The organism is Marilutibacter maris, assembly GCF_003233695.1.
Lineage (GTDB): Bacteria > Pseudomonadota > Gammaproteobacteria > Xanthomonadales > Xanthomonadaceae > Marilutibacter > Marilutibacter maris.
On the sequence record NZ_CP029843.1, the window covers coordinates 2,598,143 to 2,616,927 of the forward strand.

Annotated in this window: 21 protein-coding genes; 18 read left to right on the forward strand and 3 right to left on the reverse strand. The window is 68.1% G+C overall.

Translation table 11 applies throughout. The annotated features are described in order from the left end of the window. Positions 1 to 83 precede the first annotated feature (83 nt). Positions 84 to 1,451 (reverse strand): signal recognition particle protein, encoded by a 1,368-nt coding sequence (gene ffh, locus C9I47_RS11320; RefSeq protein WP_111266835.1) that lies wholly within the window; start codon positions 1,449 to 1,451, stop codon positions 84 to 86. Positions 1,452 to 1,601: 150 nt separating this feature from the next. On the opposite strand from ffh, the gene C9I47_RS11325 reads away from it, so the two are divergent. The 6 genes from C9I47_RS11325 (at position 1,602) to C9I47_RS11350 (ending at position 8,358) form a co-directional block, all read left to right on the forward strand. Next, positions 1,602 to 2,393, forward strand: a complete 792-nt coding sequence (locus C9I47_RS11325; protein WP_111268103.1) for a cytochrome C assembly family protein — start codon at positions 1,602 to 1,604, stop codon at positions 2,391 to 2,393. Positions 2,394 to 2,541: 148 nt separating this feature from the next. Then, positions 2,542 to 3,000: a MarR family winged helix-turn-helix transcriptional regulator gene (locus C9I47_RS11330; protein WP_223250107.1), complete on the forward strand. Its 459-nt coding sequence runs from the start codon at positions 2,542 to 2,544 to the stop codon at positions 2,998 to 3,000. 3 nt (positions 3,001 to 3,003) lie between these two features. Next, on the forward strand, positions 3,004 to 4,500 hold the full coding sequence (locus C9I47_RS11335) for an efflux transporter outer membrane subunit (RefSeq protein ID WP_111266837.1): 1,497 nt from the start codon (positions 3,004 to 3,006) through the stop codon (positions 4,498 to 4,500). A gap of 75 nt (positions 4,501 to 4,575) precedes the next feature. Beyond that, positions 4,576 to 5,811, forward strand: a complete 1,236-nt coding sequence (locus C9I47_RS11340; protein ID WP_111266838.1) for an HlyD family secretion protein — start codon at positions 4,576 to 4,578, stop codon at positions 5,809 to 5,811. Between the two features lie 9 nt (positions 5,812 to 5,820). Further along, a complete protein-coding gene (locus tag C9I47_RS11345; protein ID WP_111266839.1) occupies positions 5,821 to 7,404 on the forward strand; it encodes a DHA2 family efflux MFS transporter permease subunit in 1,584 nt (527 codons plus the stop codon). A gap of 90 nt (positions 7,405 to 7,494) precedes the next feature. After that, entirely contained in the window at positions 7,495 to 8,358 is an 864-nt protein-coding gene (locus C9I47_RS11350) for an AraC family transcriptional regulator (RefSeq protein WP_111266840.1), read from the forward strand. 120 nt (positions 8,359 to 8,478) lie between these two features. Here the strand turns inward: C9I47_RS11350 and radA are convergent, their stop codons facing one another. Further along, the gene (gene radA / locus C9I47_RS11355; RefSeq protein ID WP_111266841.1) at positions 8,479 to 9,897 is read right to left on the reverse strand and encodes a DNA repair protein RadA; all 1,419 of its coding nucleotides are present in this window, start codon (positions 9,895 to 9,897) and stop codon (positions 8,479 to 8,481) included. Positions 9,898 to 10,081: 184 nt separating this feature from the next. Continuing rightward, a complete protein-coding gene (locus tag C9I47_RS11360; protein WP_111266842.1) occupies positions 10,082 to 11,359 on the reverse strand; it encodes a nucleotide sugar dehydrogenase in 1,278 nt (425 codons plus the stop codon). A gap of 343 nt (positions 11,360 to 11,702) precedes the next feature. On the opposite strand from C9I47_RS11360, the gene C9I47_RS11365 reads away from it, so the two are divergent. The 12 genes from C9I47_RS11365 (at position 11,703) to C9I47_RS11420 (ending at position 18,736) form a co-directional block, all read left to right on the forward strand. Next, entirely contained in the window at positions 11,703 to 12,035 is a 333-nt protein-coding gene (locus tag C9I47_RS11365) for a YegP family protein (RefSeq protein WP_111266843.1), read from the forward strand. Between the two features lie 693 nt (positions 12,036 to 12,728). Further along, positions 12,729 to 13,154 carry a hypothetical protein gene (locus C9I47_RS11370; RefSeq protein ID WP_145985502.1) on the forward strand — a complete coding sequence of 142 codons (426 nt, stop codon included), beginning with the start codon at positions 12,729 to 12,731 and terminating at the stop codon, positions 13,152 to 13,154. Between the two features lie 71 nt (positions 13,155 to 13,225). Then, complete coding sequence (locus C9I47_RS11375) at positions 13,226 to 13,549, forward strand: DUF3658 domain-containing protein (RefSeq protein WP_190238491.1); 324 nt, start codon at positions 13,226 to 13,228, stop codon at positions 13,547 to 13,549. Positions 13,550 to 13,640: 91 nt separating this feature from the next. After that, positions 13,641 to 14,063 carry a hypothetical protein gene (locus tag C9I47_RS11380; RefSeq protein WP_145985503.1) on the forward strand — a complete coding sequence of 141 codons (423 nt, stop codon included), beginning with the start codon at positions 13,641 to 13,643 and terminating at the stop codon, positions 14,061 to 14,063. Between the two features lie 91 nt (positions 14,064 to 14,154). Further along, positions 14,155 to 14,526: a hypothetical protein gene (locus C9I47_RS11385; protein WP_145985504.1), complete on the forward strand. Its 372-nt coding sequence runs from the start codon at positions 14,155 to 14,157 to the stop codon at positions 14,524 to 14,526. 63 nt (positions 14,527 to 14,589) lie between these two features. Continuing rightward, a complete protein-coding gene (locus C9I47_RS11390) occupies positions 14,590 to 15,009 on the forward strand; it encodes a 5-carboxymethyl-2-hydroxymuconate Delta-isomerase (protein ID WP_223250108.1) in 420 nt (139 codons plus the stop codon). A gap of 109 nt (positions 15,010 to 15,118) precedes the next feature. Then, on the forward strand, positions 15,119 to 15,355 hold the full coding sequence (locus C9I47_RS11395; protein ID WP_145985505.1) for a hypothetical protein: 237 nt from the start codon (positions 15,119 to 15,121) through the stop codon (positions 15,353 to 15,355). A gap of 28 nt (positions 15,356 to 15,383) precedes the next feature. Beyond that, entirely contained in the window at positions 15,384 to 16,115 is a 732-nt protein-coding gene (locus C9I47_RS11400; RefSeq protein WP_111266849.1) for an alpha/beta fold hydrolase, read from the forward strand. A 25-nt stretch (positions 16,116 to 16,140) separates the two neighbouring features. After that, on the forward strand, positions 16,141 to 16,476 hold the full coding sequence (locus C9I47_RS11405) for a low molecular weight protein tyrosine phosphatase family protein (RefSeq protein ID WP_111266850.1): 336 nt from the start codon (positions 16,141 to 16,143) through the stop codon (positions 16,474 to 16,476). 162 nt (positions 16,477 to 16,638) lie between these two features. Next, on the forward strand, positions 16,639 to 16,968 hold the full coding sequence (locus C9I47_RS11410; RefSeq protein ID WP_111266851.1) for a hypothetical protein: 330 nt from the start codon (positions 16,639 to 16,641) through the stop codon (positions 16,966 to 16,968). Between the two features lie 120 nt (positions 16,969 to 17,088). Then, positions 17,089 to 17,424, forward strand: coding sequence for a hypothetical protein (locus tag C9I47_RS11415; protein WP_145985506.1), 336 nt, complete (start codon positions 17,089 to 17,091; stop codon positions 17,422 to 17,424). A 406-nt stretch (positions 17,425 to 17,830) separates the two neighbouring features. After that, positions 17,831 to 18,736, forward strand: a complete 906-nt coding sequence (locus C9I47_RS11420) for a nucleotidyltransferase domain-containing protein (RefSeq protein WP_223250109.1) — start codon at positions 17,831 to 17,833, stop codon at positions 18,734 to 18,736. Positions 18,737 to 18,785: the final 49 nt, after the last annotated feature.

An 18,785-nucleotide genomic window follows, 5' to 3' on the forward strand; every position in this document is an offset into this window, starting at 1 on the left:
AAGCGGTCTTGCGCGCGGAACGCAATGACGCGGGTCGACGCGTCGCGGCACCGGTCCGACCGGTGCCCGCCCACGAGCAGGCCTCAACCGAACGGCATGCCGCCGCGGCCGCCCATCATCCCGCGCATGCCGCGCATCATGCCCTTCATGCCGCCGCGGCCGAGCTTGCCCATCATCTTTTCCATCTGCTGATACTGCTTCATCAGCTTGTTGACCTCGGCCGGGGTGACGCCGGCGCCGGCGGCGATGCGCTTGCGGCGCGAGCCGTTGAGCAGGGCCGGGTTGCGGCGCTCCTTCAGCGTCATCGAATTGATGATCGCGATCAGTCGCGGCACTTCCTTGCCGGTGACCTGGTTCTTGACGTGGTCGGGAATCCTGCCGACGCCCGGCAGCTTGTCCATCAGTCCCGACAGGCCGCCCATGTTCTGCATCTGCTCGAGCTGCTCGCGCATGTCGTTGAGGTCGAAGCGCTTGCCCTTGGCGACCTTCTCGGCCAGCTTGCGCGCCTTGTCCTGATCGACCTGCTGTTCGACCTGCTCGACCAGCGACAGCACGTCGCCCATGTCGAGGATGCGGCTGGCGATGCGGTCGGGATGGAACACGTCCAGGCCGTCGGGCTTCTCGCCGACGCCGATGAACTTGATCGGCCGCCCGGTGATGTAGCGCACGCTCAGCGCGGCGCCGCCGCGGGCGTCGCCGTCGGTCTTGGTCAGCACCACGCCGGTCAGCGGCAGCGCCTCGCTGAAATGCTTGGCGGTGACCGCGGCGTCCTGGCCGGTCATCGAGTCGACCACGAACAGGGTCTCGACCGGATCGACCGCCGCGTGCAGGGCCTTGATCTCGGCCATCATCGCGTCGTCGATGCTGGTGCGGCCGGCGGTATCGACCAGCAGCACGTCGACGTAGGACTTCTTCGCGTCCTCGATCGCCGCGCGCACGATCGCCTCGGGCTTCTGTTCGGCGCTGGACGGGAAGAACTGCACGCCGACCTGTTCGGCCAGGGTCTTGAGCTGTTCGATCGCGGCCGGCCGGTAGACGTCGGCCGACACCACCATCACCTTCTTCTTGCGGCGTTCCTTCAGGTGCTTGGCGAGCTTGCCGACGGTGGTGGTCTTGCCGGCGCCCTGCAGGCCGGCCATCAGGATCACCGCCGGCGGCGAGGTGTTGAGGTCCAGGTCGGCCGCGGCCGAGCCCATCACCGTGGTCATCTCGTCGCGCACGACCTTGATCAGGGCCTGGCCCGGGGTCAGCGACTTGAGCACCTCCTGACCGACCGCGCGCACCTTGATGCGCTCGATCAGCGCCTGCACCACCGGCAGGGCGACGTCGGCCTCCAGCAGGGCGATGCGCACCTCGCGCAACGACTCGCGGATGTTCTCCTCGGTCAGGCGGCCACGGCCGCGCAGGCGCTCGATGGTGCCGGACAGGCGCTGGGTCAGGGATTCGAACATCGCGGAACAGCCAAATCGGAAGATGGGCGCGGATTATAGCCTCCCGCCGACGCCGGCCCACGCGGCCACCGCCCGCGTGCCGGCAGCGGCGCCCGGGAATGCGACCCCGGGACGCTTACTGGCGCCGCACGCGTGTGCGACACTGCGTCGATGACAATCGTTCTCATCGCCGTCGCCGCCTACCTCGCCGCCGCCATCTGGCTGGCGGCCGACCTCGGCCGCGACCGCGCGCCGGGCCTGCGTCCGTGGTGGTGGCTGGCGCTGGGCGGGTTCCTGCTGCACGGTGGACGCCACCTGATCGCCTGGCAGCACAGCGGCGCCGCCGACCTGCACCTGTTCGCCGCGCTGTCCCTGGTCGGACTGGGAATGGCCGCGCTGACCACGCTGTTCGGCGCACGCGGTCGGATGGCGGCACTGGGCGTGATCGTGTTCCCGATCGCCGCCGCGACCCTGCTGGCGTTCGCCCTGCACACACCGCGGACGCCGGAGGCGCTGGACTGGCGCCTGCAACTGCACGCCTGGCTGGCCCTGCTCGCCTACGCCACGCTGGCGATCGCGGCCCTGCTCGCGGTGATGCTGTGGCTGCAGGAGCGGGCGCTGCGCCGTCACCGCATCCACGGCTGGTTGCGCGCCCTGCCGCCGCTGGTCGAACTGGAAACCCTGTTGTTCCGCAGCATCACCGTCGGCTTCGTCCTGCTCAGCGCGACCCTGCTGACCGGGATGCTGTTCGTCGAGAACCTGCTGGCCCAGCACCTGGTCCACAAGACCGTGCTCAGCGTGCTGTCCTGGCTGGTGTTCGGCGGCCTGCTGGTCGGGCGCTGGCGCCGCGGCTGGCGCGGCGCCAAGGCGGTGCACTGGACCCTGGTGGCGATGGCCCTGCTGGTGCTGGCCTTCTTCGGCAGCAAAACGGTGCTGGAACTGGTCCTGAACCGGGTCGTCTGAGCGCGGCCGACGCCGCGCCGCGACCCGCTCCCCTCCGACCGCGCCCTTCCCCGATCGCGTCCTTCGGCCGGCAACCGGCTGAACGGGCTCTGTTTCACGTGCAATATTTGCATTGACAAATATTGCAGAGGCTATCAACATGCGCCCCATGAACGCACAACCGCCTTCGCTCGCTTGCACCGGGTCCAGTCTCGGCCTGCTGTTCCGCCAGGTCCGCGATGCGATGTGGGCCCGCATGGCCGACGAACTGGCCCAGGCCGGCCACGACCTGACCTTCAGCCAGTACATCACCCTCAAGAAGCTTTCCGAGGGGCCCCGGGGCGCGACCGAGCTGGCCCGCGCCGCCGAGCTCAACCCCGGCGCGATGACCCGCCTGGTCGACAAGCTGCAGGCGCGTGGCTTCGTCGAACGGGTCACCGACCCCGACGACCGCCGCGCCCTGACCGTGCAACTGACCGGACTCGGCCAGCGCATGTGGCTGGACATCAACGAGTGCGGCCGGCGGGTGCGCGAACGCGCGCTCGACGGCATGAGCGACGACGAGCGCGACCAGCTGCTGTCGCTGCTGGCGCGGGTCCGCGACAACCTTTCCTTTCCCGGCAACTGATCGATGGCTCCCTCCCCCGCCCCCCGGCGTCCGCTGCGGACGCCCCCGCTCAAGTCCCTGTCCGCCGCCGCCCTGCTCGGCGCCCTGCTGGTCGCCGCCGGCTGCGCAAGTACCGGCGGCCTGACCCCGGCCGGCACCGCGCTGGAAGCCGATGCGCTGGCCAGCGGCCGCACGTTCGAGGCATTCGCCGGCTCCGCTGCCGGATTTCCCGAGCTGCGCTGGTGGAGCGCCCTCGGCGATCCGCAGCTGGATGCGCTGATCGACGAGGCCCTGGCCGGCAACCCGGGCCTGGACACCGCCAATGCGCGGCTGCGCCAGGCCGGCGCCCGTGCCGGCCTGGCCGACGCCCAGCGCAGGCCCACCGTCGGCGCCGGCGCGCAGTATTCCGGGCTGAGGATCCCTTCCACCGTCGCCCCCGAGCCGCTCGGCGGCGAGTACAGCGGGGTCGAGCTGATCGATCTGAGCTTCAACCACAGCTTCGACTTCTGGGGCGGCAAGCGCGCCCAGTGGCAGGCCGCGATCGGCCAGGTCCGCGCCGCCGAGGCCGACCTGCAGGCGGCGCGATTGATGTTGTCGGCCAACGTCGCCCGCACCTATGTCGGGCTGGCCCAGGCCTTCGATGCCCTCGATGTCGCCGAGGCCGAGCGCGAACGCGCCGAGCGCCTGCTCGAACTGGGCGAACAGCGCGTCGCCGCCGGACTCGACAACCGCATGCAGCTGCGCCGCGCCGAGAGTGCGGTCGCCTCCGCCGACGAACAGGCCCAGGCCGCCCGCCAGCAGGTCGACGCCGCGCGCAATGCCCTGGCCGCCCTGCTCGGCCAGGGGCCGGACCGCGGCCTCGCCGTGCGGCGCCCGGCGCTGCTGCAGGCACCGGCGCCGGCGATTCCCGACGTGCTGCCCAGCGAGTTGCTCGGCCACCGCCCCGACGTGGTCGCGGCGCGCTGGCGGGTCGAAGCCGCCCGCCACGGCATCGACGCCAGCCGCGCCGCGTTCTATCCGACCGTGAACCTCTCGGCGATGGTCGGGCTGGCCTCGGCGGGCCTGTCGGACCTGTTCGACAGCGACGCCGCGCTGGTCCAGGGCGGCCCCGCGATCAGCCTGCCGATCTTCGACGGCGGCCGTCTGCGCAGCCAGCTCGATGCCAGCGACGCCGACTACGACCTCGCCGTCGCCGGCTACAACGAACGCCTGGTCGCCAGCCTGCGCGAGGTCGCCGATGCCCTCCAGGGCGCGCGTTCGCTGGACGCCCGGATCGCCGCCGCGACCATCGCCCGCGACGCCGCCGACGATGCCTGGCGCATCGCGGTAGACCGCTATCGGGCCGGCATCGGCACCCAGCTCGACGTGCTCGCCGCACAGCAGCCGCTGCTGCAACTGGACCAGCTGCGGGCCGCGCTGCGCGCACAGCGGCTGATCGCCTGCGTCGACCTGGACACCGCCCTGGGCGGCGGCCTGGCACTGCAGTCGCCGGACACGCCGCTGGCAGCCACCGCCGACTGAAGCCGGCGCCTCCACGACCTCTTTCCCGCTGCCGGCCCGGTGCCGGCAGGCAACATCGAACGACAAGGCCCCGCCATGACGACCGAACCCAATCCCACCGCCACGACCGCTCCGTCCGCTCCCACGCGATCGGGCAATGGCAGGCGCCGCAAGGCACTGGCCGCGCTCGCCGCCACCGCGCTGATCGCCGGCGCCGCCTGGGCCGCCTGGTACCTGCTGGTCGCCCGCTGGCACCAGAGCACCGAGGACGCCTACGTCCAGGGCGACGTGGTCAGCATCACCCCGCAGACCGCCGGCACGGTGATCGGCATCAACGCCGACGAGGGCATGAAGGTCGCCGCCGGCCAGGTGCTGGTCCAGCTCGACCCCAACGATGCCGATGTCGCCTACCAGGCGGCGCTGGCCAACCTCGCCGGCACCGTGCGCCAGGTGCGCGGTCTGTACAGCGCGGTCGATGCCGGCCAGGCCGATCTCAAGGCCCGCCAGGTCGCGGTCGCCAAGGCCCGCGCCGATGTCCGCCGCCGTCAGGGCCTGGTCGCCAGCGGCGCGGTCTCCAGCGAGGAACTCGCCCACGCCCGCGACCAGCTCGCCGCCGCCGAGGCGGCGTTGTCGGCCTCGCACGGCGAACTGGCGCGCAACCGCGCCCTGGTCGACGCCACCGAGGTCGCCAGCCAGCCGCAGGTCCAGGCTGCCGCCGCGCAGTTGCGTCGCGCCTGGCTCGACAAGCAGCGCTCGGCGATCCTCGCCCCGATCGACGGCTACACCGCCCGGCGCAGCGTGCAGCTGGGCCAGCGCGTGCAGCCGGGCACCCCGCTGATGACCGTGGTGCCGCTGGACAAGGTCTGGATCGAGGCCAACTTCAAGGAAACCCAGCTGGACGGCATGCGCATCGGCCAGCCGGTCAAGGTCCACGCCGACCTGTACGGCGGCGACGTCGAGTACGACGGCCGCATCGCCAGCCTCGGCATGGGCACCGGCAGCGCGTTCTCGCTGCTGCCGGCGCAGAACGCCAGCGGCAACTGGATCAAGATCGTCCAGCGGGTACCGGTGCGCATCGAGATCGACGCCGCGCAGCTGGCCGAGCACCCGCTGCGACTGGGCCTGAGCACCCATGTCGACGTCGACATCCATGATCAGGACGGCGCGGTGCTGGACCCGGGCGCCGCCCCGGACCAGGCCGAGGAACCGGTGCTGTCGACCGACAGCTACGCCCAGCAACTGGCCGAGGCCGATGCGCTGATCCAGTCGGTGATCGAGGACAACCTGCCGGCCGGCGCGCGTCGCGACGACGGCACCCGCGACAAGGGCTGATCGAATTCCATGTCCAGCCTCGTCGAACAGGAAGAGAGCTACGGGCTGCCGGCCACACCCGCGCCGCCCAAGGCGTTCGCGCCGCCGAACCAGGCGCTGACCACGATCGGTCTGGCACTGGCTTCGTTCATGCAGGTGCTCGACACCACGATCGCCAACGTCTCGCTGCCGACCATCTCCGGCAACCTCGGCGCCAGCGCCAACCAGGCGACCTGGGTGATCACCTCGTTCGCGGTCAGCAACGCGATCGCGCTGCCGCTGACCGGCTTCATGACCCGCCGCTTCGGCGAGCGCAAGCTGTTCACCTGGGCGACGCTGGCGTTCGTGATCGCCTCGCTGCTGTGCGGCCTGGCCGGCAGCATGGAGTTCCTGGTCGGCGCGCGTGCGCTGCAGGGCTTCGTCGCCGGCCCGATGTACCCGGTCACCCAGGCGCTGCTGATCTCGATCTACCCGCCGCACAAGCGCGGCCAGGCGATCGCGCTGCTGGCGATGGTCACCGTGGTCGCGCCGATCGCCGGACCGATCCTCGGCGGCTGGATCACCGACAACTACAGCTGGGAATGGATCTTCTTCATCAACGTGCCGATCGGCATCTTCTCCAGCATCGTCGTCGGCCGCCAGCTCAAGGGCCGTCCGGAACGCCTGGAAAAGCCGAAGATGGACTACATCGGCCTGGCCACCCTGGTGCTGGGCGTCGGTGCGCTGCAGATCATGCTCGACCTGGGCAACGACGAGGACTGGTTCAACTCCACCCTGATCGTGTGGCTGACCATCGTCGCGGTGATCGCGCTGGCGGTGTTCGTGATCTGGGAACTGACCGAGAAGGACCCGATCGTCGACCTGCGCCTGTTCCGCCACCGCAACTTCACCAGCGGCACGATCGCGATGGTGCTGGCCTACTCGGCATTCTTCGCCGTCGGCCTGCTGGTGCCGCTGTGGCTGCAGCGCAATCTCGGCTACACCGCGATCTGGGCCGGCTTCGCGACCGCGCCGATCGGCATCCTGCCGGTGCTGCTGACCCCGCTGGTCGGCAAGTACGCGACCCGCTTCGACCTGCGCTGGCTGGCGACCTTCGCCTTCATCGCGATGGCCTTCACCAGCTTCATCCGCGCCGGCTTCAACCTCGACGTCGACTTCCAGCGGGTCGCCATGGTGCAGTTGATCCAGGGCCTGGGCGTGGCGCTGTTCTTCATGCCGGTGCTGACGATCCTGCTGTCGGACCTGGAACCGCACGAGATCGCCGCCGGCTCCGGCCTGGCCACCTTCGTGCGCACGCTCGGCGGCAGCTTCGCCGCCTCGCTGACCACCTGGGCCTGGAACCAGCGCGGCACCATCCACCACGCGCGCCTGACCGAGCACATCCAGGCCGCCGACCCGGCGATCCAGCAGACCGTGAGCACGCTGGGGCAAGGCGATCCGCAGCGCGGGGCAATGGCGCTGAACCAGATGATCTCGCAACAGGCGATGCAGATCGGCTTCAACGAGATATTCCACCTGCTCGGCATCCTGTTCCTGCTGGTGATCGTCTTCGTCTGGTTCGCGCGGCCGCCGTTCGCGGCCAAGGTCGGCGGCGCCGCATCCGGCGGGCACTGAGCCGCCGCGATTGCGCCGCGGTCCGATACTTAGCAACCTCCATCAATCCGGTCCCGGCAGGATGATCGGGCGGAAACGACGGAGACCCGCATGAACCGACCCGCGACACGGCGCAGCTATGCGACCCGCGTGGAAAGGGTGGTCGCGCACCTGGCCGACCACCTCGACCAGCCGCTGCCCCTGGAGCAGCTCGCCGCGATCGGCCACTTCTCGCCGTTCCACTTCCATCGCATCTACCGTGGACTGATGGGCGAGACCGTGGCCGACACCCTGCGCCGGATGCGCCTGCACCGGGCCGCGGTCGAACTCGTGCACGGCCGCCACACGCTGGAGACGATCGCCTACCGCTGCGGCTACGGCAGCGGCGCGGCGTTCAACCGCGCGTTCGCGCAGGCCTACGGCATGCCGCCGGGGGCGTTCCGTCGCCGCCAGGACCACGCCATCCAGGCGCCGTCCTGTCCCGATCACGCCATTCCCGAGGACGCCATCATGTACGAGGTCCGGATCGAAACCCTGCCATCCCGCCATGTCGCCGCGCTGCGGCACGTCGGTCCCTATCACCAGATCGGCGGCGCCTTCGGCCGGCTCGCCGCCTGGGCCGCCGGCCAGGGCATGCGCCCCGGTCAACAGCGCAGCTTCGGCATCTACTACGACGATCCGGAGAGCAAGCCCGCCGGCGAACTGGTCGCCGATGCCTGCATCGAGGTGGCGACGGAGCAGACGGTGGACGGCGACGTGCGCACGGCCACGATCGCCGGCGGCCGCCATGCGGTGCTGGTCCACACTGGCCCCTACGCCGAGCTGGAGCGCCCGTATCGTTGGCTGTTCGGCGAATGGTTGCCGGCCAGCGGCGAGGAGGCCGCCGACACACCGGTGTTCGAGGAATACCTCAACGACCCGCAAGCGCTGCCGCCCGCCGAGTGGAGGACCGCGATCTGCGTGCCGCTGAAGTGAAACAGCGCTTCGCGCCATCGCCGCCGGAACGGGCGATTCGCGAACTCAAGAGGCCGGGCGTGCCCGGCCTGTCGCATCGAACCGGGCTCCGGGGCGCCGCCGCCCCGGCCAGGGAGCCGCTCAGATGGCGGCGTCCACCGCATCGGCCAGGCGCTCCACCGCGACCACCTGCATCTCGCCGACCTGCCCGGAACGCGGCGCGTTGGCCTTGGGCACGATCGCCCGCTTGAAACCGTGGGTGGCGGCCTCCTTCAGCCGCTCCTCACCATTGGGCACCGGGCGGATCTCGCCCGACAGCCCGACCTCGCCAAAGGCGATCGTGCGTTCGGCCAACGGCGCGTCGCGCAGGCTGGACAACACCGACAGCAGCACCGGCAGGTCGGCCGCGGTCTCCTGCACGCGGATGCCGCCGACCACGTTGACGAACACGTCCTGGTCGCCGACACCCACGCCGCCGTGCCGGTGCAGCACCGCCAGCAACATCGCCAGACGGTTGCCCTCCATGCCGACCGCGACCCGGCGCGGATTCGACAGCGGCGATGAGTCGACCAGCGCCTGCACCTCGACCAGCAGCGGACGGGTCCCCTCGCGGGTCACCATCACGCAACTGCCCGGCTGCGGCTCGCGACTGCCGGACAGGAAGATCGCCGAGGGGTTGGGCACTTCGCGCAGGCCCTTGTCGCCCATCGCGAACACGCCCAGCTCGTTGACCGCGCCGAAACGGTTCTTGAACGCGCGCAGTACCCGGAACCGGCTGCCGCTCTCGCCTTCGAAATACAACACCGCGTCGACCATGTGCTCGAGCACGCGCGGCCCGGCGATGCCCCCCTCCTTGGTCACGTGGCCGACCAGGAACACCGCGGTGCCGGTCTCCTTGGCGTAGCGGACCAATCGCGCGGCGCTCTCGCGTACCTGGCTGACCGAGCCCGGCGCGGCCCCCAGCGACTCGGTCCACAAGGTCTGCACCGAGTCGGCGACGATCAGCCGCGGGCGCATCTCGGCGGCCTGCTCGAGGATCTTCTCGATCCCGGTCTCGGCCAGCGCATGCACGCCATCCAATGGCAGTCCGAGTCGCGCGCCGCGGCCGGCGACCTGGGCCAGCGACTCCTCGCCGGTCACATACAACGAAGGCAGCTCGCCGGCCATCTTCGCGACCGCCTGCAACAACAGGGTCGACTTGCCGATGCCCGGATCGCCGCCGACCAGCACCACCGCGCCGTGGACCAGACCGCCGCCAAGCACGCGGTCGAGCTCGCCGATGCCGGTGGAGACCCGCTCGGCCTCGGTATGGGTCACGTCCTTGAGCGCGGTGACCTTCGGCGGATCGACCTTGCCGGCCCAGCCGCTGCGCCGGGAGGCCGCGCCCTTGGCCGCCGTCGCCGCCGGCTCGACGACGAATTCGCTGAGCGAGTTCCAGGCCCCGCACTCGGCGCACTGCCCCTGCCACTTGTTGTGATCGGCACCGCACTCGGCGCAGACATAGGCGGTGCGGGCCTTCGGCTTGGAGGATCGGGCGGGTTTGGACGAGCTGATGGCCATTCAGGGTGCACCGGGTCAGGCGATGGAAACCGACCGCGCGGATCGAAGCGCCTCCGCGGTCATCCCGGCCACGGAGCGCCCCCGGAATGCGACGGCCACAGACGGGTACTGTACCCGGGCCCGGTCGCAGGCCGTGAGACCGGCAACGGCGCCCTTGAAACGGACGACACCGCCGGTATCCGCCCTACAGCCGGCCGTCGACGCCCTCCGCGCCCAGCACCGACTTCACGTCGTAGACCACGCAGCCGGGCTTGCCGTAACCGCGCACCGTCCCGATCCCACCCTCGACGAACGCACGGTGCGGCACGGCGAGGATCACCGCGTCGTAGTCGCCGGCCCGCGGCGCATCGATCAGGCGGATGCCGAGCTCGGCCTGCGCCTCGTCCGCATCGGCGAGCGGATCGTACACGTCGACATGCGCATGCGAGGCCTGCAGTTCGCGGATGATCTCGCCGACCCGGGTGTTGCGCAGGTCCGGGCAATCCTCCTTGAAGGTCAGGCCCAGCACCAGGATCCTGGAATCGACCACGTGGATGCGCTTGCCGGCCATCAGCCTCAACACCTGATGGGCCACGTGCAGCCCCATCCGGCTGTTGATCCGCCGCGCGGTCAGGATCAGCTCGGGGTGGTAACCGAGCACGGTCGCCTTGTGGGTCAGGTAGTACGGATCGACGCCGATGCAGTGGCCGCCGACCAGGCCTGGCGTGAACGGCAGGAAGTTCCACTTGGTTCCCGCCGCATCGAGCACGTCGCGGGTATCGACCCCCATCATGTTGAAGATCATCGCCAGCTCGTTGACCAGAGCGATATTGACGTCGCGCTGGGTGTTCTCGATGACCTTGGCGGCCTCGGCCACCTTGATGCTCGGCGCACGGTGGGTGCCGGCCTCGATGATCCTCGCGTACAGGCGGTCGACGAAATCCGCGGCCTCGGCGGTCGAACCCGAGGTGACCTTGGTGATCGTCTCCAGCCGGCGCTGGCGGTCGCCGGGATTGATGCGTTCGGGGCTGTAGCCGCAGAAGAAGTCCTCGTTGAAACGCAGACCCGACGCCTGCTCCAGGATCGGCACGCAGACCTCCTCGGTGGTGCCCGGATAGACGGTCGATTCGTAGATGACCGTATCGCCGCGCTTCAGCATCCCGCCCACCATGCGGCTGGCGGCCTCGACCGCATCCAGCGCCGGTCGGTTCGCCTCATCGACCGGGGTTGGCACGGTGACGATGTAGACGTTGCAGCCGGCGATATCGGCCGGTGCGGAGGCGAACGACAGACGCCCGGCGGCCGCGATCTCCTCCGCCGAGGTTTCCAGCGTGCGGTCGCGGCCCTGCTTCAACTCCCCGACGCGGCGCTGATCGATGTCGTAGCCGACGGTATCGAAATGACGGCCGAACGCCACCGCCAGCGGCAACCCCACGTAACCCAGCCCGACCACGGCCAGGCGGACATCCTCGATCGACTGCATGCAGGCCCGTACCCCTCCAAAACTGGCGCTCACTCTATCGCGATTCGCCCCTGGCCGAACCCGGACCAGGACGCACTTCGCCGCATTGCGATGGTGCTGGCAACCGGCTCGGAGGCCACCAGGCAACCGCCGCCGGGTTGCAAGTGAAACATCGGCGGACCAGACTCGGACCGGATCGGTCGCGGGCCCGGCTTGACCGCCCGCCTCCGTTCACAGGTGACGCCCCGCGCCGTTATGGCAGCGAGGGACCGCGCCGGCCTCCGCCGGCAGGTGACCCGCATCCGCCGACGTACATCAACCGACGTACATCCGCCAGAACCGAGAAGAAAACAGGAGAAGCCCGATGGCAGGCAAGTTCGAACTCAAGAAGGCCACGAACGGCCAGTTCCACTTCAACCTCAAGGCCGGCAACGGCGAGATCATCCTGAGCAGCGAGATGTACGAGTCCAAGGACTCGGCCAAGAACGGCATTGCCTCGGTGCAGAAGAACTGCGGCGACGACGACCGCTACGAGAGGGCCGAGTCCAGCAATGGCAAGCACTACTTCACCCTCAAGGCCGGCAACCACCAGGTCATCGGCCAGAGCCAGATGTACGCCAGCGCCGCCTCGCGCGATGCCGGCATCGAGTCGGTGAAGAACAACGGCACCACCACCGATATCGAAGACAACACCTGAGCGGCGTCGCGGGCCACGGCCCGACGCCCGCTTCAGCTGGAAAGCCCGCCACTGGCGGGCTTTTTCGATGCGGCGTGGCCGGCGCGCCTGATGGGTGAGCCAACACGCCCTCCTTGCCGGCTATCCCACCAATACAAGGAATCGTATGTTCGCGCCCAGCTTCAGAATCCGGCTCACGCGGAAACGGCTCGAAATCCGGGATCTCGCCACGGACAGGAGCTTGTGCTTCCCCCCTGTCTTACCGTAAACGACGACGACACGATCACCTCCATCGGGACGGACAGTAGCGCTGCTTCACCCACAGATAGGATGTACACACCGCTCGACTCAGCCCCGGAGACGCAGAGGCATCGGCAACTAGCGTGTTCGCTCCTGCTCCATGCCATCGGGAAGCTCCAGTCCCAGCGGCATGCGCTACTGCGATGGCTACGGCTATCGCCACGAATCGAGTTCGTGCTGTCTCAGGACCTCGCCTACCTGAAAGGCTTCCTCACAGATAGCCGCCATGACCTTGGTGTCAGAAGTGTGACAATCAAGATCACGGGCTAGCGTCGCCACCCCGGCGAAATCCGTCTGACTTGCCCGACGCCATCATGTCCGGACGATACGGAGGTATCCTGTCGCCAGCAGCTCACCGCTGCCAATCTCCGCCATACCCCGCCTCGGCGATCTCCAATCGGGATGAATCCGCACATGGACGTACCATCACTGCTGCTATCACTGATGCTCGCCTCCGGCGGAGACGTCGCCGGCGACGTGGTATCGGTCGACTTCCCGCATGGCCACTGCCGCGTGAATGTGCGCGAAAGCGGCGGCGGCACGATCGCCTTTGCCGCCCTCCCCCACATGATCGACATCGAGCCGGGCACCTTCGACTTCGCCGAGGTCGCCGACTTGCTGCAACGCAACTCCAGCCCGCAATCGGAGGTTCCGATGACCCCGGAGACCGGCTCCGTCTCCCTGTTCGGCGATTCGCTGGTCCGCTCGCTGACGGACGAGGCACTGTTCCGCAGATTGCTGGAGCGCGCCTGGCAGGCCCGCATTCCCCCCGACAACGAGTTCGTCCCCGATCTGGAGGCGACGTTAGCGGCCACCTGCGGTCTGGATCAGGACGGGTAGAGAAAAGCACGCAGGACGCGGAACGCGATTGGCACCCGTCCTGCATGGACCAAAGCGGTCGCAATGACACGATGACCATCGACTCGGATGAGGATCGCCTTCCCGACGCGGAAGAACTGAAGCTGATCGCGGCACTGAGCGAAGCCCGGATCAGGGCCATCGCTGCCGCCCTGCTGGCGGCAGCCTCCGCCGACTGGCGCAAGCTTGCCTTCCTCGTTGCCCACGCAATGACCGGCCCGGCCCGTGCTCGCGGCATCCCCGATGTCTACTACGCTGAACGCGTCCATCAACTCATCGCAAAGGGCGTACTGGAAGCTCGGGGTAACCTCTCCCGGATGCGCTACTGCAAAGTGCGGCTTTCGGAACAGCTCCGAAGCAGCCGAATTCAGACGTGATGATCGTCGCGCCCCCCTGCGACACTCAAGCACCCGTACCCTGCCGGCACTGAGCCTGCACCTGCATCGGCCATCCAGCCGGCAACGCACATTGAACATTCCCGCAACCGACATGCTCCCCAGTTCCGAAGAAGAAGCACGACACATCACCTACCGGACCTTCCTCCATACGCTCGAAGCGCTCGCGGCCGCCCCCGAGACGCAGTGCGAATTGATGGGCGACTTCAATACCGCCTGGGAGATACGGGACGATGCACTGGCAGGCCACTACCTGATGGGTACCGGATTCTTCAGCGCACCCCAGGAGTCCGCGGTGCTCGAACTCCTCGCCGCCGTGCGCCCCATCCCCGTCAACGACATGCCAGCCGGCTCGGGGCGGGCGGTGAACCTGGCCGCCATGCGGCACCCGGCCTGGGAGCCGATTCGCGACATGGCGAGAAATCTCATCATGACGCTCGCGCCGGTAACCGAAATCAATCGCGAGTACCTTCGCCATCATCCCGACATGCGCTGATGGCGCACGCGGCCCCGGATCACCCGAGAGGCGTTCCGAGCCGGACGTCCGGCATGCGGACACACCCAGGCAACACCCACAGGAAGCAAGAATGGAACCGGAAGTCCAGGCAGACCTGCCCCAGATCAAACTGGAGCTACTCGATGGAATGCGCACGTACATGCACGATGTTTCCAGCGACGGCGGCGACCCGGGCTATGCCGAAACGGACATCCTCCGATGCGAGACGATTCTGAACGTCTTCCTGGCGAAGGTCGCTTCGGCCCATGCCAACGACAGCGATGCCGTGATGGCTGCGGTCAAGGAGGCCGTCCTGGCGTTCAATGCCCTCAACGAAAGTTGCGACCACGGTCTGATCGAAACCGACCAGCGCGAGTTGATCTGCGAACTGATCATCCAGGCGGCGGCCGCGTCCGGTGTGGGGTCTGGCGAGGACATCACCGAGCCGTGGCGGGAATGGTAGGTACGCCAGACACTGAACATCCCGTCGTACGCACGGACTGGCCCAATGATCGCTGGACCTGCGATGATCGCGGTATCCACTGCGCATGTCGACACGGATCGCTACCCCATGCCCCACCTGACCATCGAATACACGGACAACGTGCAGGGCGTTGGCACGGTCGCTGCGCTGCGCGCCCTCAACGAAGCGCTGGTGGCATCCGGACAGTTCGGGGAATCCGACATCAAGAGCCGTGCGATCCCGATCGGAACCTTCGCGGTCGGCACGCAAATCGCCGATCGAGGGTTCGTTCACGCCAGGCTGGCGATCCTGGACGGGCGCTCCCCTGAGATCAAGAAGGCACTGTCCCAGGCCCTGCTGGAGGTGCTGCGCGACATCTGCCTGCCCGACTGTCCACACGTACAGCTCTGCGCCGAGGTTTCGGACATCGATCGTGCCTCATACTCGAAAGTGACGTACGAACCCAACCCCCTGTCACCCTGATCTGCCACGGCGGCGCCGCCGGGATAACGTCCCCCGACAAGGCATTGCGGACGACGCCTGGTTCGCCACGATTCCGTGGAACGACCGTCCCTATCCGGAGAACCGCTGCATGCCATTGGACGATATTGCAGGCGACATGCTCAGGGGCGCGCTGCGCCTGGCTCGCTATATCGTCGTCGATCTCATCGTCGAACTGGTGCTCAAGGCTCCCGGCTACGTGCTGATCAAGCTGTTCAGGCCGAGGGCGACGCCGGACGACGACATCTGTGGACTGGTCGGGATAATTTTCTGGCTGCTGCTGATCGCAGTGGTGGTCGTCATCCAAACCCAGCTGGCGCCGGCATGACCGATGTGATCGGCCAATCAACGGACAGATGACCGCACCCGCCATCGTCATCCTCCCCGGACTGGACGGCACCGGCAGGCTGCTGGAGGGGTTCCGGGCCCAGCTCGAACGGCGGGGCCTGGCCGCGACCGTGATCGCCTACCCGCCCGATCGGCCGCTGGGCTATCGCGAACTCGAAGCCCTGGTCCGGCCGCAGCTACCCGCATCCAGGCCCTTCATCCTGCTGGGCGAGTCGTTCTCCGGGCCGCTCGCGATCCGGCTGGCCGCCGTACCGCCGCCCAACCTCGTCGGACTGGTGCTCTCGACCACCTTCGCCCGCTCGCCGGTGCTGGTGCCGAAATCCCTGGCCGGACTGGTCCGCTTCGCACCGGGCCGGCCGCCCATGCCCCTGTTGTCCTGGTGGCTGCTCGGTCGCTGGACGACGCCCTCCCTGCGGGCGGTCCTGCGCGACGCCCTGTGCCAGGTCGCGCCGGCAACCCTGCGCGCCCGCGCCATCGCCGCGCTGCGTGTCGACGCAACACCGTCGTTGCGCGATATGGCGTTGCCGGTGCTCAATCTGATCGGCGGTCGCGACCGGCTTCTCACCCGCTCCGCCGGCCGGCAGCTCACGGAACAATGGGGCGATTGCCGCACGCGGGTGATCGAGGGACCCCACCTGCTGCTGCAGACCGCGACCGCAGCGTGCGCCCAGGCCGTCGCCGACTTTGCGCTGGGCCTGGTCGCACCCGATGCACACCCGGCGGCCCCGGCCGCCGACTGAACACATCCGACAGGGAACCCGCCCGGTGCACCACGTACTCTTCATCTGCGCGCAGAACCGGCTTCGCAGCCCCACCGCCGAGCAGGTGTTCGCCGACTGGCCCGGCATCGAGACCGAGTCGGCCGGGATCGGCAACGGCGCCGACACCCCGGTGTCGCCCGAACTGCTGGCGCGCGCCGACCTCGTGTTCGTGATGGAAAAGAGTCATCTCAACAAGCTGCGCAGAAAGTTCCGCGCCCACCTCAACGGCAAACGACTGATCTGCCTGGACATCCCCGACGACTACGACTACATGGACCCGGTGTTGATCCAACTGCTTCAGCGGAAGGTGCCCCGTTTTCTTCCGGTCCCGCGACGCTGAGGTGGAGCATCCCGGGGACAGGTACCGAAGCCGGCGAGACCCCACGCGCATGGCCATTGCAGCCGAAATCGCCCCGCTCCCATCCATGAAGTGCACGAAGCCCCCGAGCCGGGGCACAAGCTATGATCGAAAGACCGGTCCGTCCCATGGAAGTCGTGAACGATGCCGCTCGTACGACCCATCTGGCTCGTAACAGTGACGGCGACTCTGCTGTCGTTGCCCGCCTGCCCCCGGGATGCTCCGGACACCCTCAATCGAGCCACCCTCCTCGACAGAAGCCAAGGGCTGGAGATCAGCCGGACAGCCGCACGGCAATACGGCTATGACCAGGCCAACTACGAACTGGATACGTTCGGCGACCCGGTCAGCGATGATGGCCAGACTTGGCGCTTTCTGTATCGTGCCCGTCCACAGGACGGTGGGTACGGTCGCCACTTCCTCGTGGTTGTCGACAGACGCTCCCACGAGGCCGAGGTATTCCCGGGCGAATAGGCGCGGCGCTCCACAGTCGTCAGTGTTCCGACACGACACCGAGCAGCGCACAGAACGAGAGTTTCCACAATGCACCGATGCCCGAACTGCGATCGCGACACCATCGGCACGCTGGCGAAAATGAACGCCACACCGATCTCGCCGGCGGTCTGCCCGAAATGCGGCACGCGCTCGTACGCGTCCGCATGGTCGCAATGGCTCAATGCCCTGTCCTGGGAGGTGCTGTTCTGGGGATCGATCGTCGTGGCCCTGGTCCTCAGGTCATGGTGGGCCCTGCTTCTGTTCCCGGTCGGCATATGGATCTGCGGCCGTGTGCTCGGATCGATGTTCGCGCTTCGCAGCATCGATGCGGCAGGAATACGCGCAGCCCGACGCAGATTGCTGATCGCGCTGCTGGTCGTTGCCGCCATCGTTGCCGGAGCGGCATTGATCGGGGACGGGATGTCCGGGCCATGATTGCCGCAGCCGCTCATGGCGAACAACATGTCGCCCCTCCGCCGCCCCAACGCATCCTGTCCCGGCAAACGAGGCTCCGCCATTGAGCCAGATCCGGCAGCGACTGAGACACCGGCAACAACCCTCACCCGTCGACCGCGATGAACCGGACGACTGATGCGCGATCGTGCCAACAGCTTCCGGCACGGCCGTCCACGTGCATTCTGGCTGGCCCGCCGCCATCGGCCTGCGCGTCTGATTGCAGTTGGCTGCTGGCTCCTTCGCCGATGGCTGATGGCAGCCAGGCGCCGCCCCGGCAAGCCGGGTGCTCAGTACAGCCACCCCAATCGCGCTCACCACGCACACATCGTCCGTCGCCCGGCGGTAATCGGTAGCTGACTCCAGGCTGGACGCACCCCCACCGCACATGGACACTCCTCGGCTCGTCACCTCGACCCAGCCTCGTACGGCAGCCTCCCACATGAACGAACCTGTGATCCCCGAAGACGTGCGCTCCGAAATCCTGTTGCGCCTGCGCCGCGCCGAAGCCGAGCATGGCGTGCGAATACTGCTCGCGATCGAGTCCGGCAGCCGAGCCTGGGGCTTCGCCTCGCCCAACAGCGACTACGACGTCCGCTTCATCTACATGCGCGAACCCGGCTGGTATCAGGCGGTCGATCTGGAGGAACGTCGCGACGTCATCGAGTACCCGATCGTCGACGAGATCGATCTCAACGGTTGGGACCTCAGAAAGGCGCTGCGCCTGTTCTGGAAGTCCAACCCGGCATTCGTCGAATGGATACAGTCTCCGATCACCTATCTTGACCGGGGCCGGTTCCGCCAGAGCGCACTGGAGGCGCTGCCGCATGTCTACACGCCGACGAAAGGCATCTACCACTACCGGAGCATGGCCAAGACCAACTATCGCGGATACCTGCGCGAGCCCATGGTGCGCCTGAAGAAGTACTTCTACGTACTGCGCCCCTTGCTGGCGGCACGCTGGATCATGGCGAACGCCGGCGCTGCGCCGATCGAGTTCGAGACCCTGCTCACGCTGCTTCGGAACGAGCCCGAGGTACTGGCCGAGATCCGGCACCTGCTCGAACAGAAGCGGAACGCTCCGGAACTGGGACTGGCACCGGCCGTGCCCTTGCTCAACGCCTTCATCGAAGCCGAGCTGGAGGGCGGCCCTGGCGATGTCCCACCCAAGCCCGAGACGCCGGACATCACCGCTGTGTTGAACCGCCTTTTCCATCAGGCCCTCGCCGAGTACGGCAGCATCGGCGCGGACGAATCGCCTGCGGATGCAAGGCGCGTATCGAACTGTTATTGATTGGGATCCGCGGAAACGGCGAGCAACCGCGAAACGCGGCCAAGACCCA